This window comes from Amycolatopsis taiwanensis DSM 45107 (genome assembly GCF_000519205.1).
Taxonomy (GTDB): domain Bacteria; phylum Actinomycetota; class Actinomycetes; order Mycobacteriales; family Pseudonocardiaceae; genus Amycolatopsis_E; species Amycolatopsis_E taiwanensis.
The window spans coordinates 329134-341687 of sequence record NZ_KI912598.1 but is presented as its reverse complement, the minus strand read 5'-3'; the positions used below and the strand labels follow the sequence as shown (position 1 = coordinate 341687).

Sequence of the window (12554 nt, the reverse complement as noted above, 5' to 3'; positions counted from 1 at the left end):
CGCCACCCCACGCACTGTCGGCCCGCGGGTTCTCTGAGACACTGCCGGGCATGAACGCGCGCCCGAATTCCGCCCCGGTTCCCGCGGAGCAGGTGTTCGACTGGCTGGACGCCGAGGCCGCACGCAGGGTCGAGGCCGGGCTGGCACACCGGCCACAGCCGCGGGGTGCCACACCGGGCGAACTGGATCTGGCCGGCGACGACTATCTCGGGCTGGCCAAGGACAAGCGGGTCGCCGGAGCCGCGGCGGCCGCGGCGCTGCGCTGGGGCGCGGGTTCGACGGGCTCGCCGGTGAACAACGGATCGACCGAGCTGCACGCCGAACTCGAACACGAGCTGGCCCGGTTCTGCGGTACCCAGGCAGCGCTGGTGTTCTCGTCCGGTTTCCTGGCCAACCTGGCCGCGGTCACCGCTCTCTCCGGAGGAGAGTCGGCGATCGTGACTGACCGGCACCTGGGCGCCTCACTCATCGAAGGGTGCCGCCTCTCGCGCGCCGACGTGGCCGCGGTGGCGCACAGCGACACCGCGGCGATCAAGCACGCCCTTGCGACCCGGCGCAAGGCGCGGGCGCTGGTGGTCACCGACTCGGTGTTCTCCGTGGACGGCCACCTCGCGCCACTGGCGGAACTGTCCACCGCCTGCCGTGAACACGGCGCCGGGCTGCTGATCGACGACGCACACGGCTTCGGCGTGCTGGGCGACGGCGGCCGTGGCGCGGTGCAGGCGGCCGGGCTCGCTGCCGAGCCTGACGTGGTCACGACCATCTCGCTGGCGAAAGCCCTTGGCGCGCAAGGGGGTGCAGTGCTTGGGCCGCGGCGGGTGATCCGGCAGATCGCCGAAACGGCCCGTGGCTTCCTCGCCGACACCCGGCTTGCCCCTTCGTCCGTGGCCGCGGCACTGGCCGCGCTCGGGGTGCTCAAGGCGGAGCCTGAGCTACCGGGTGCGGTTCAGGCCTGCGCCGTCGCTCTCGCGGCGGGGTTGCGCGACGGCGGGTTAAGCGTGAGTTCGCCGCAAGCCGCCTTGATGTCCGTACGGGCACCGTCGGCCGCTGACGCGGCGAACTGGGCGGCACGGTGTGCCGAGCAGGGTGTGCGGGTCGGTTTCCTCCGACCACCGTCGGTTCCGGACGGAGTGTCCCGGCTGCGCCTGACCGTCCATGCCCGGCTCACTGAGTCTAATGTGGACACCGCGGTCAAGGTGGTCAGCGCCTCGGCGCCATCCGCCGCCACATCCTGATGTGCGGGATACCGTCCTCGTCGAACTCGTCGCCTTCGGCCACGTACCCGAACTTCTCGTAGAAACCGCGGGCGTAGGTCTGTGCGTCGAGCACGCTGTCCCGGTCTCCGATGACGCCCAGCGCGTCGGTCATCAGCTTCGCGGCAAGCCCCTGGCCCCGAGCGTGTTTGGCGGTCGCCACCCGCCCGACACGATAGATCCCGCCTGGCTCGGCCAGCACCCGTAGACAGGAATCCACGTCACCGAGCCAGAAATGATGCGTAGTGGCCAGCAAGTCACGCCCGTCCAGTTCCGGATAGGGGCAGGCCTGCTCGACGACGAACACGTCCACCCGCAGCCGCAGGATGCCGTATAGCTGTTGTGCCGTCAGCTCATTTCCGGGAACGCTCACGGGTCACCACCCTAGGCCCTCGCCGGTGCTCAGCCGAGCGGACGACCTCCGCTCGCTTGCGCACGCAAGTCGTTGGCGTAGGTGGACACGCGGGTGTAGATCCCCGGCTTACCCGCTTCGGCACACCCCTGGCCCCAGGACACCAGACCGGCCAGCTTGCCGTTGACAATGAGGGGACCACCCGAGTCGCCCTGGCAGGCGTCGGTACCGCCCTGCGGATAGCCCGCACACAGCATGGTCTTGCCGTTGTACGTGGGGTAGCTGGCCGCACAACCGGCGTCGCTGACGATCGGCACGACCGCCTCGCGGAACACGTTGGAGCGCGTGCCGCCCTCGGCCGTACGGCCCCAACCGAGCACTGTCGCATTGGTGCCCGCGGCATAGAGCGCCGTGTCGTTGCTGCTGGGCAGGGTCACCCGACGATAGGGCACGACGCGGTCGAGCTTGAGCACGGCGATGTCGTTGCCCATCCGGGGGTCGCTGAATCCTGGCGCGATCCACAGGCTGGAGACCCCCGCGACCACGCCGTCCGCGGTTCGCTGGTCCTGGCGGCCCGCGACGACCCGCATGTCGGACATGGTCGTCGCGACCGCGCAGTGCGCCGCCGTCGCCACCGCCGTCGGGCCGATCAGCACGCCACCGCAGTACTCGAGGCCGTTGCTGTTGGTCAGGTAGACCGCGTAGGGATACTCCATGATCGAAGCCTCCTCGCCACCGACGATCCGTGGGGTGCCCTCGGTCTCGGCCGCGGCCGAGACCGGCAGGCACGTCGCCAGCGCGACGAATGCCGCGACAGCCACGCGCAGTTTGCGACCGTACCCACGATGCCCACGATGCTTCGCCATGGAATATCTCCTCACCCCTCATCAGACCGGAATACCCTATCCGTTCAAACGACTACTCGCTGTCGCTGAATAGGGTGGTCTGGAGGAGATCCGTCGGGCTCCGCCCTGCCCGGACCGGAACAAAGCCCGGTTCCGGCGGGTTTAGGAGGTTGTGACTCACTACGATCTGGTCGTCGTCGGTACCGGTTCGGGGAACTCGATACTCGATCCCCGGTTCGCGGACTGGAAAACGGCGATCGTCGAGAAGGGCGTGTTCGGCGGGACCTGCCTCAACGTCGGCTGCATCCCGACCAAGATGTTCGTCCACACCGCCGATCTCGCCGCGACCCCCTCGATCAGCTCGCGCTTCGGCGTGGACGAGGAGCTGCGCGGGGTTCGCTGGCGCGACGTTCGCGACCGCATCTTCGGCCGGATCGACCCCATCGCGGCCGGGGGCCGCGAGTACCGGATCGGGCACAAGGACAACGCGAATGTCACGGTCTACGAAGGCGAGGGCCGTTTCACCGGGCACAAGGAGCTGACCGTCACCCTGCCGGCGGGAACCGAAACGATCACCGCCGACCGGTTCGTGCTCGCGGCCGGGAGCAGGCCGTTCGTGCCGGACATCGAAGGTCTCGACGAGGTCGGCTACCACACGTCGGACACGGTGATGCGCCTGGACGAACTGCCGCCCCGGCTGACCATCCTGGGCAGCGGGTTCGTCGCCGCCGAGTTCGCGCACGTGTTCGCGTCCTTCGGTGTCGAGGTCACGATCATCGCGCGCACTTCTCACCTGCTCCGGCACCAGGACGCCGACCTCAGCGAGCGGTTCACCGAACTGGCCGCGCAACGCTTCGACCTGCGGCTCGACAGCCACACGAAACGCGTCCGCCGGACCGAATCGGGCATCGTGCTCGAATTCGCCGAAGGCGGCAGCGTCGAGACCGACCTGCTCCTGGCCGCGACCGGCCGGCAACCGAACTCGGACCTGCTGAACGTCGATGCAACCGGAGTGTCCGTTTTGGACGGTGGGTTGGTCGATGGGCTCGTCGCGGTCGACGACTACCAGGAGACCTCCGTCGAAGGCATCTACGCCCTCGGCGACATTTCCTCCCCGCATCAGCTCAAGCACGTCGCCAACCACGAGGCACGAGTGGTGCAGCACAACCTGCTGCATCCCGACGACCGGATCCGGGCGGACCATCGGTTCGTGCCGCATGCGGTGTTCAGCTCACCGCAGATCGCCTCCGTGGGGTTGACCGAGGAGCAGGCGCGCGAGCAGGGCATACGCTACGTCACGTCCAAACAGGACTATTCGGGAATCGCCTACGGCTGGGCGATGGAGGACACCAGCAGTTTCGCGAAGCTGCTCGCCGATCCCGACACCGGCCAGTTGCTCGGCGCACACATCATCGGCCCGCAGGCGTCCACGGTGATCCAGCCATTGATCCAGGCGATGAGCTTCGGCCTCGACGCTCGTTCGATGGCGCGGGGCCAGTACTGGATCCACCCGGCCATGCCCGAGCTCATTGAGAACGCGTTGCTGAATCTCCCGTTGAACTCCTAAACGAAACGGGGTCGCCCGGCGAGCCAGCCGAAGATCATCTGCCCGGCGGACGCGGCGAGCAGCAGGACGAACGGGACCGTCCAGCCGCCGGTGAGCTGGTGCAGCAGTCCGAACAGGAACGGGCCAAGCGCGGCCAACAGGTAGCCGATGCCTTGTGCCATACCGGAAAGCCGCCCGGTGTCTTCGCCGGTGCGTGCACGCAGGGTAATGGTCATGATGGCCAGCGAGAACACGCTCATCCCGATACCGATGCAGATCGACCACACCAACGGAGCCTGCCCCGGCGCAACCATGACGCCGACGGTGCCAACGAGGCCGAAGACGCCCAGCCCGACGACCCACCAGCTCTGCGTGCGCGCGCGGGCCGCGATGGGGACCAGGAACAGGCTGACCGGCAGCCCGAGCAACGAGATCAGCCCCAGCAGAAGCCCGGCGTCGCCTCGGCTCACCCCGGCGTCGATGAACACCGCCGGCAACCAGCCCATGACGATGTAGGCCATGCAGGACTGCAGTCCGAAGAACAACGTGACCGTCCACGCCAGCCGGTTACCCAGAAGCGAACGGCGACCGCTGTCCGACGGGTCCACTTCGACGACGGGAGCCGGCCGGGTCCGTGCCGCGAGCAACCACACCATCAGCGCCACGCCCGCCAGCACGGCCCAGCTGGCCAGGCCCGGCCGCCAGCCGCCGAGCGCGACGTCGATCGGTGGTGTCGCCGCCGAGCCGACCGCACCCCCGGTCTGGAGTGCGCCGGTGTAGAGCCCGCTCATCAGGCCGATGCGGGCGGGGAAGGCATCCTTGACCACGACCGGGATCAGCACGTTTGCCAACGCGATCCCCGCGGTGGCGACCAGGGTGCCGCCGACCACCACGAACGGGCCGTCCAGCACGCGCACGATCAGGCCGCCGGTCAGCAGCGCCAGCGCCACGCTCACCGCCGCGGGCAGGCCGATCCGCCGGGCTACCCACGGCGCGGTGCCGCCGGCCGCGGCGAAGCACAGACCAGGCACCGTGGTCAGCGCTCCGGCCCAGGTCGAGGACGCATGGAGGGAATTCCGCACCTCCTCCAGCACCGACCCGACGGAGGTCACTGCCGGCCGGAGGTTGAGTGCGGCGAGCACCACGGCCACCCCCAGGAGGCCACTGGCGACCAGGACGCGAGCCGGCGAGTGTTCCTTCTCCAACGTCTGGGTCACGTTTGATAGTGTGACAGACGTAGGATGATAGGTCGAATAGGGTGTGCCATGCCGCTTGCCAGCACTCGCCGCTCCGGGCTCGTCGATCAGGCCATCGAGCAGCTTCGGGACGCCATCAAGCAGGAAGAATGGCCGGTCGGGCAACGGATTCCGACCGAAGCCGCACTCGCCGAAAGCCTGGGTGTCGGACGCAACACAGTCCGCGAGGCCGTGCGCGCGCTCGCGCACGGGGGGCTGCTGGAGGTCCGCCAGGGCGACGGCACCTACGTGCGGGCGACCAGTGAGGTATGCGGCGCGATCCGGCGGATCTGCGGCTCGGAGTTACGCGAAGTACTCCAGGTCCGGCGAGCGCTGGAAGTGGAGGGGGCACGGCTTGCCGCCGTCAATCGCACCGACGCGGACCTGGCCGCACTCAACGACTTGATGAGCCTGCGAGAGCAGGCCCGTCGCTCGGATGACCAGGACGCCTTCGTACGCGCCGACACGGAGTTCCACCGCACGATCATCCAAAGTGGACGCAACGCGCTGCTCGTCGAGCTCTATCGCGGGATCACCGAGGCGGTGGCGGCCAGCGTGGTGGCGACCTCGGCCCCGCCGGAGATCAAGCGGGTCGAACTCGCGCACCGGGACCTGCTGGCGGCCATCGCCGCCGGCGACGAGGACCGCGCCGCGGCGGAAGCCGGCGACGTGATCGACCAGTTGCTGGCGCCCAGGGAAGAGGTCGAAGCCCCTTTCAAGGAAGAGGGTCCGGGGGCTTGCCCCCAGCCGGGGTACAGGGACGGAGCCCCCGTTAAGGAAGAGTGAGGATCTCCGAGCCGTCACCGGTGACCACGATGGTGTGCTCGAACTGCGCGGTCCACTTCTTGTCCTTGGTGGTGACCGTCCAACCGTCGTCCCAGATGTCGTAGTCGATCGTGCCGAGGGTGATCATCGGCTCGATGGTGAACGTCATCCCCTCCTCGATGACCGTGGTGACAGAGGGCTCCTCGTAGTGCAGGACGGTCGGCGCGGTGTGGAAGGCCGGGCCGACGCCGTGTCCGGTGAAGTCACGCACCACGCCGTAGCCGAACCGGTTGGCGTAGGACTCGATCACCCGCCCGATCACGTTCAGCTGACGCCCCGGCCGCACCGCCTTGATCGCGCGCATGGTCGCCTCACGCGTGCGCTCGACGAGCAGCCGCACTTCCTCGGACACCTCGCCCGCGAGGAAGGTGGCGTTGGTGTCGCCGTGCACGCCGCCGATAAAGGCGGTCACGTCGATGTTGCAGATGTCGCCGTCCTCGATGACCGTCGAGTCCGGGATGCCGTGACAGATCACCTCGTTGAGCGAGGTGCAGCACGACTTGGGAAAGCTCCGGTAGCCGAGGGTGGACGGGTAGGCGTGGTGGTCGAGCAGGAACTCGTGAACCACCTTGTCCACATCCTCGGTGGTGTTGCCGGGCTTGACGGCCTTACCGCCCTCTTCCAGCGCCTGCGCCGCGATCCGGCCCGCCACCCGCATCGCCTCGATGACCTCGGGCGTGCGCACGCCGTTCCCGTTCTCTCGCTTGGGCGCCGGCCGGTCCACGTACTCGGGACGAGCAATGCTGGGGGGCACGGGACGACGAGGCGTCTGGACGCCAGGCTTCAACGGGGCACGCTGCGACATGGTTCCACCCTACGTCGTGGTCGAGGCGAGAGTCGGCGGGCTGGTCGAACGCGCCCCGGCCGGTCAGAACAGCACGGTGGCGTACCGGCCGACCTGGCGGAAGCCGATCCGCCGGTAGGTGGCCAGCGCCGGGGCGTTGAACGAGTTGACGTACAGGCTCGCGGTGCGCCCCATGTCGTTGACCAGCCTGCTGACCACGGTCGCGGTGCCCGCCGTGCCCAGGCCACGCCCCCGCCACGCCGGATGCACCCAGACCCCCTGGATCTGGCCGACATGGCGGGAAAGCGCCCCGATCTCGGCCTTGAACACGACCTCGCCGCCCTCGAACCGGGCGAAGGCACGCCCGGTCGCGATCAGTTCGGCCACCCGCGCCCGGTAGCTCGCGCCGCCGTCGCCGGCGCAGGGATCGGCGCCGACCTCCTCCATGAACATCGCGATCGCGGCCGGGAGATAGCGGTCGAGCTCCTCGGTCCGCACCGGGCGGACCAGCCGGTCACCGGGTACCGCGGGCAACTCGTCCAGCGCCAGCAAGGGCTGGTCCGGCCGCACCTCCCGGGCGGGTCCCCATTCCGCGGCCAGTTCCTCCCACAAGCCGAGCACCTGCTCGGCGGGGCCGACCAGTGAGGAGCAGACCCGCTGCCGCCGCAGCGCGCGATCGGCGAAGGCGCGCAGTGCGGAGGCGTTGCCGCGCAACGGGATCAGATTCGGTCCGGAGAAGCAGAGCCCGGGCAGGCGCCCGGACCGGACGCCCCGGAAATCGGCCGCCCACAGCTCCCCGCCCAGCCGCCACGGATCCAGACCAGCGGCCTCGACCCGGGCACTGACCATACAGTTCGCCACCGGATCGGCCGCGAGCACGGCACGAACCACGGGAGAGTCTCGATCACCGAGCAGCCGTGCACCGGCAAGCCGCAACACACCGTTCAGCCTGCCAGATCTTCTCCGGGGAGGCTAAACCACACCCACGTCAGAAGCCGGCGGTGTCCAGATCGATGCCGAACGGCGCGCCGATCTTGATCGGCTCGCCGAACGGGATGCGGATGGTCCGGCTGTAGACCCCCTTGACCGGGTCGCTGAACAGTGAAACCGCCGGACCGTCCTCGTCGAACGCGTCGATCAGCAGATATTGCGGAACCGGGCCGTGTGCGTAGGCCCACCGCTTCTTCTTCCGGTCATGTTCGGCATTGGAGCGTGAAGTGATCTCGACTGCGAGCAACACGTGCTCGGTCGGAACGGGGTCGGACCCGTGCGGGATCGCGGCTACCGGCGCTACGCACAGATCTGGCACATAGATGGAGCCGACGTTACGGAAGCCGACGCCCTGAGTCTGGAAGACTTCATGGCCATCCGGAACAACGGGCAGCAGTGCCCGGTGAAGCCTGGCGGCGGTCAGGTTGTGCTGTCCCCCCGGTGGCGGCGCTATCTGGATCCCCTCGACGGCCAGTTCCGGCCGCCAGCCTTCCGGCACCTCCAAGGCTCGCCAGGTGTGCAGCAGGTACTCCCAGGTCAGCGCGGAATCCGCGAATGCGGTGCTCATGGCTCACCCCGTCCCATACCGTCCACCACCTGTGTAAAGGACAGCGGCGAAGACGTCGGAACCACGTCTTCCGAGGGGGAGGCTAACTCACGGTGACCGAGGGTTCACCGCGGTCTCCCGCGTCCCCCGCCTCTTCGGCGATCCGCATGGCCTCCTCGATCAGCGTCTCCACGATCTTGTGCTCGGGCACGGTCTTGATCACCTGGCCCTTGACGAAGATCTGGCCCTTGCCGTTGCCGGAGGCCACACCGAGGTCGGCCTCTCGCGCCTCGCCCGGCCCGTTGACCACGCAGCCCATCACGGCGACCCGCAGCGGCACCTCCATGCCCTGCAGGCCCGCGGTCACCTCGTCGGCCAGCTTGTAGACGTCGACCTGGGCCCGCCCGCACGACGGGCACGACACGATCTCCAGCTTGCGCGGCCGCAGGTTCAGCGACTGCAGGATCTGCGTGCCGACCTTGACCTCCTCCACCGGCGGTGCCGACAGCGAAACCCGGATCGTGTCCCCGATCCCCTGCCGCAGCAGCGCGCCGAACGCGACGGCCGACTTGATCGTCCCCTGGAACGCCGGGCCGGCCTCGGTCACCCCCAGGTGCAGCGGGTAGTCGCACTGCTCGGCCAGGATCTCGTAGGCCCGCACCATGACGACCGGGTCGTTGTGCTTGACCGAGATCTTGATGTCGTGGAAGTCGTGCTCGGCGAACAGGCCGGCCTCCCACATCGCCGACTCCGCCAGTGCTTCCGGCGTCGCCTTGCCGTACTTCTTCAGCAGCCGTGGATCCAGGGAACCCGCGTTCACGCCGATCCGGATCGGCGTGCCGTGATCGGAGGCGGCCTGCGCGATCTCCTTGACCTTGTCGTCGAACTTCTTGATGTTGCCCGGATTCACGCGCACCGCCGCGCAGCCCGCCTCAATCGCGGCGAACACGTACTTCGGCTGGAAATGGATGTCGGCGATCACCGGGATCTTGGACTTCTTCGCGATCGCCGGCAGCGCCTCGGCGTCATCCGCCGACGGGCAGGCCACGCGCACGATGTCACAACCGGCCGCGGTGAGCTCGGCGATCTGCTGCAGGGTCGCGTTCACGTCGGCGGTCAGCGTCGTGGTCATCGACTGCACGGAGATCGGGTAGTCACTGCCGACACCGACCGAGCCGACCATCAGCTGCCGGGTCTTGCGACGCTCCGACAGTACCGGCGGCGGAAGGGCTGGCATACCAAGTGCGACGCTCATCGAATCCTCTCAGTTCACGATCTGGTCACCTTGAGTGCCGCCCCGCCATCCCGCAATTCCGCTCCGTGGAGAGACCGGCTGCTTACTCCAGACAGGGTACCTATTGCAAACGAATCGGGTTGACGATGTCGGCCGTGACGGTGAGCAGTGTTACGGCACCGCCGATGAACACCAGGACCACCGTCACCGTGGACAGTTTCGTGTAGTCGACCGGCCCGCCGGCGGCCCGGCCGCGCAGCTTGCGCAGCCAGTCGCGCACCCGCTCGTACCAGGTCACGGCGATATGACCGCCGTCGAGCGGCAGCAGCGGCAGGAGGTTGAACACGCCGACGAAGAAGTTCAGGCTCGCCAGCAGGATCAAAAACAGCGGCCACAGCCCGGCCTCGACCGCCTCACCGCCGATCCGGCTCGCGCCCACCACGCTGACCGGGGTGTTCGGGTCACGCTCGCCGCCGAAGATCGCCTTCACCACGGCCGGGATGCGCTGCGGGAACTCGAGCAGCCGTTCCCAGGCGTTGACGAACATGTCGCCGGTGAAGGTCGCCGCGCCGCCGATCGCGCTGACCGGGGTGTAGTGGAAGGTGGTGGCGAACGTAACACCGATCGAGCCCAGTTTGACGATCTTCTCCTGGCTCGGGTTGGCCGGGTCGGTGACCGGCCGCGACACCTGGACCACGTCGATCGTCAGCGGCACGACCTTGCCGTCCCGCTCGACCTCGACGGGGAGCGGGCCCGACCGCGGCCGGATCTTGGTGGTCACCTCGTCGTAGTTGGACGTCGGCGTGCCGTCGACCGAAACGATCCGGTCGCCCGGCAACAACCCGCCGTTCTTGGCAGGGGCGGCGTCGCCCGGCTGGCACACCGGGTTGGCGAACTCGGCGGCGGTCTGGGCGTCGCGCACGCAGTTGGACACGCTCTCGATCTGCGGCTGTCCGGTTATGTTCGGCAACCCCATCGTGGCGGCCATGGCGAACAGCACGATGAAGCCCAGGATGAAGTGCGTCACCGAACCGGCCGCCAGCACCACGGTCCGCTTCCAGGTCTTGAACCGCCACATCGCGCGCGGCGCCTCGGCGGGCGTCACCTCGTCGAGTGCGGTCATGCCGGCGATGTCGCAGAACCCGCCGAGCGGGATCCATTTCAGGCCGTATTCGGTCTCGCCACGCCGGAAGGAGAACACCTTCGGCCCGAAGCCGACGAAGTAGCGTCGCACCTTCATACCGAATGCCTTGGCGGCCAGCATGTGGCCCGCCTCGTGCAGGGCGACGGACACGCAGATGCCCAGCGCGAACAGCACGACCCCGAAAATGTAGGCGAGCACGCGCTACTTCCCTTCAGTCCCGGCAACTTCGGTGGCGCGAGCGCGCGCCCACTCCTCCGCCGCGAACACATCCTGCTCATCCCGCGGTTCACGATGCCACTCGTCGGCAGCCTGAACCACCCGCTCCACAGTGTCCACGATGGACGTGAAGCGGGTGTTCCCGGCCAGGAACGCGGCCACCAGCTCCTCGTTGGCCGCGTTGAACACGGCGGGCAGGCAGCCGCCGACCGTCCCCGCGTGGCGGGCCAGTTCGACCGCCGGGAAGGCCCCGTCGTCCAACGGTTCGAAGGTCCACGCCGATGCCTGGTCCCAGCGGCATGCCGGCGCCGCGCCGGGCACCCGGTTCGGCCAGTTCAGCGCGAGTGAGATGGGCAATCGCATGTCCGGCGGACTGGCCTGGGCGAGCGTGGATCCGTCGGTGAAGGTCACCATCGAGTGCACGATCGACTGCGGGTGCACCACGACGTCGATCCGGTCACACGGCACGTCGAACAGCAGCCGGGCCTCGATCAGCTCCAGCCCCTTGTTCACCAGAGTGGCCGAGTTGATGGTGACCAGCGGACCCATGGACCACGTGGGATGCGCCAGCGCCTCCTCGACCGTGACATCGGCCATCTGCTCACGGGTGCGGCCCCGGAACGGACCACCGGAGGCGGTGAGGACGAGCCGCTCGACCTCCTCCGCACGGCCGCCGCGCAGGGCCTGCGCGAGCGCGGAGTGCTCGGAGTCCACCGGCACGAGCTGACCGGGCTTCGCCGCCTTCAAGACCAGCGGTCCGCCCGCGATCAGGGACTCCTTGTTGGCCAGCGCGAGCGTGGCCCCGGTTTCCAGGGCGCGCAGCGTCGGCTCGAGCCCCCGCGACCCGGGCAGGCCGTTGAGCACCACGTCCACCGGCACCGCGCCGATCAACTGGGTTACCGCGTCCGCTCCGGCGAAGATCCGAGGCAGCCGGAACTCACCGCGCGCGTACCCGCGCCGCTGCGCCTCGGCATACAGCGCGAGTTGGAGGTCCTCCACCACGGTCGGCTTGGTCACGGCCACCGCGTCCACCTCGTGCGCGAGCGCCTGGACGGCCAGCGCACCCGGGTCCGAGCCGCCGGCCGCGATGCCGGCGATCCGGAACAGCCGCCGGTTGCGCGCGGCGACGTCGAGCGCCTGCGTGCCGATGGAACCTGTGGAACCGAGCACGAGCACGGTACGGGGTGCGTTCATCGCCGCTATTCTCCCGTGGGATTATCGGTGTGCATTTGATGGGTGTCCTCAAGGAGTGAACGTGGCTGGCAAGGCGGTCCAGAAGCGGCAGAAGGGCGGCGTCAAGACCGTGGACCCACGCGACGAGCCGTCGGCCGAGTGGGGCTGGCACGGGGGATTCCCGAAGGCGACCCGCATCGCCGGCTGGGTCACCGCGATCCTCATGTTCGCAATGATCTACAACAACCACGAGAACAACACCGAAAACGTGTGGCTCATCGGCATTGGGCTCGCGATCGTTATCGGTCTGTTGTGGGACCTGCGGCGCAGGCGCACCGCCTGGCGCCGCTAGGGGCGTCCGGGGGCTTGCCCCCAGCCGGGGGTGTGCGGGCGGAGCCCCACAAGGCACA

The 12554-nt window shown here is 68.7% G+C and carries 13 protein-coding genes; 4 read left to right on the top strand and 9 right to left on the bottom strand.

The annotated features are described in order from the left end of the window. Positions 1-50: 50 nt before the first annotated feature. Positions 51-1235, top strand: coding sequence for an 8-amino-7-oxononanoate synthase (locus tag A3CU_RS0136430; protein ID WP_027946384.1), 1185 nt, complete (start codon positions 51-53; stop codon positions 1233-1235). On the opposite strand, the gene A3CU_RS0136425 is transcribed toward A3CU_RS0136430, so the two are convergent. Further along, positions 1201-1626: a GNAT family N-acetyltransferase gene (locus tag A3CU_RS0136425; protein ID WP_027946383.1), complete on the bottom strand. Its 426-nt coding sequence runs from the start codon at positions 1624-1626 to the stop codon at positions 1201-1203. The two genes, A3CU_RS0136430 and A3CU_RS0136425, sit on opposite strands and share 35 nt — an antisense overlap. A 29-nt stretch (positions 1627-1655) precedes the next feature. After that, positions 1656-2471: a S1 family peptidase gene (locus A3CU_RS0136420; RefSeq protein ID WP_027946382.1), complete on the bottom strand. Its 816-nt coding sequence runs from the start codon at positions 2469-2471 to the stop codon at positions 1656-1658. 151 nt (positions 2472-2622) lie between these two features. Between A3CU_RS0136420 and A3CU_RS0136415 the strand changes: the two genes are divergently transcribed. Next, a complete protein-coding gene (locus A3CU_RS0136415; protein WP_027946381.1) occupies positions 2623-4017 on the top strand; it encodes a mycothione reductase in 1395 nt (464 codons plus the stop codon). Here A3CU_RS0136415 and A3CU_RS0136410 read toward each other — a convergent pair. Beyond that, complete coding sequence (locus A3CU_RS0136410; RefSeq protein ID WP_052372756.1) at positions 4014-5213, bottom strand: CynX/NimT family MFS transporter; 1200 nt, start codon at positions 5211-5213, stop codon at positions 4014-4016. The two genes, A3CU_RS0136415 and A3CU_RS0136410, sit on opposite strands and share 4 nt — an antisense overlap. Before the next feature lie 48 nt (positions 5214-5261). Between A3CU_RS0136410 and A3CU_RS48470 the strand changes: the two genes are divergently transcribed. Then, positions 5262-6017: a FadR/GntR family transcriptional regulator gene (locus A3CU_RS48470; RefSeq protein ID WP_063628958.1), complete on the top strand. Its 756-nt coding sequence runs from the start codon at positions 5262-5264 to the stop codon at positions 6015-6017. Here the strand turns inward: A3CU_RS48470 and map are convergent. The 6 genes from map to dxr all read right to left on the bottom strand — a co-directional run bounded on the left by map (position 6004) and on the right by dxr (position 12165). Further along, complete coding sequence (map, locus tag A3CU_RS0136400) at positions 6004-6861, bottom strand: type I methionyl aminopeptidase (protein ID WP_027946379.1); 858 nt, start codon at positions 6859-6861, stop codon at positions 6004-6006. The genes A3CU_RS48470 and map overlap by 14 nt on opposite strands. A 63-nt stretch (positions 6862-6924) precedes the next feature. Further along, positions 6925-7779 carry a GNAT family N-acetyltransferase gene (locus A3CU_RS0136395; protein ID WP_027946378.1) on the bottom strand — a complete coding sequence of 285 codons (855 nt, stop codon included), beginning with the start codon at positions 7777-7779 and terminating at the stop codon, positions 6925-6927. Positions 7780-7828: 49 nt separating this feature from the next. Further along, positions 7829-8398 (bottom strand): Uma2 family endonuclease, encoded by a 570-nt coding sequence (locus A3CU_RS0136390; RefSeq protein WP_027946377.1) that lies wholly within the window; start codon positions 8396-8398, stop codon positions 7829-7831. An 82-nt stretch (positions 8399-8480) separates the two neighbouring features. Next, positions 8481-9632 (bottom strand): flavodoxin-dependent (E)-4-hydroxy-3-methylbut-2-enyl-diphosphate synthase, encoded by a 1152-nt coding sequence (gene ispG / locus A3CU_RS0136385; protein ID WP_027946376.1) that lies wholly within the window; start codon positions 9630-9632, stop codon positions 8481-8483. A gap of 100 nt (positions 9633-9732) precedes the next feature. After that, on the bottom strand, positions 9733-10953 hold the full coding sequence (locus A3CU_RS0136380) for a M50 family metallopeptidase (protein WP_027946375.1): 1221 nt from the start codon (positions 10951-10953) through the stop codon (positions 9733-9735). A 3-nt stretch (positions 10954-10956) separates the two neighbouring features. Further along, on the bottom strand, positions 10957-12165 hold the full coding sequence (gene dxr / locus A3CU_RS0136375; protein WP_027946374.1) for a 1-deoxy-D-xylulose-5-phosphate reductoisomerase: 1209 nt from the start codon (positions 12163-12165) through the stop codon (positions 10957-10959). A gap of 61 nt (positions 12166-12226) precedes the next feature. On the opposite strand from dxr, the gene A3CU_RS0136370 reads away from it, so the two are divergent. Next, a complete protein-coding gene (locus tag A3CU_RS0136370; protein ID WP_027946373.1) occupies positions 12227-12496 on the top strand; it encodes a DUF2631 domain-containing protein in 270 nt (89 codons plus the stop codon). The last annotated feature ends 58 nt before the right edge of the window (positions 12497-12554 follow it).

Excerpts from the sequence above, each read along its gene's own strand:
- A3CU_RS0136430 (WP_027946384.1), top strand. The coding sequence starts at position 51 with ATGAACGCGCGCCCGAATTCCGCCCCGGTTCCCGCGGAGCAGGTGTTC.
- A3CU_RS0136420 (WP_027946382.1), bottom strand. The coding sequence starts at position 2,471 with ATGGCGAAGCATCGTGGGCATCGTGGGTACGGTCGCAAACTGCGCGTG.
- A3CU_RS48470 (WP_063628958.1), top strand. The coding sequence starts at position 5,262 with ATGCCGCTTGCCAGCACTCGCCGCTCCGGGCTCGTCGATCAGGCCATC.
- map (WP_027946379.1), bottom strand. The coding sequence starts at position 6,861 with ATGTCGCAGCGTGCCCCGTTGAAGCCTGGCGTCCAGACGCCTCGTCGT.
- A3CU_RS0136390 (WP_027946377.1), bottom strand. The coding sequence starts at position 8,398 with ATGAGCACCGCATTCGCGGATTCCGCGCTGACCTGGGAGTACCTGCTG.
- ispG (WP_027946376.1), bottom strand. The coding sequence starts at position 9,632 with ATGAGCGTCGCACTTGGTATGCCAGCCCTTCCGCCGCCGGTACTGTCG.
- dxr (WP_027946374.1), bottom strand. The coding sequence starts at position 12,165 with ATGAACGCACCCCGTACCGTGCTCGTGCTCGGTTCCACAGGTTCCATC.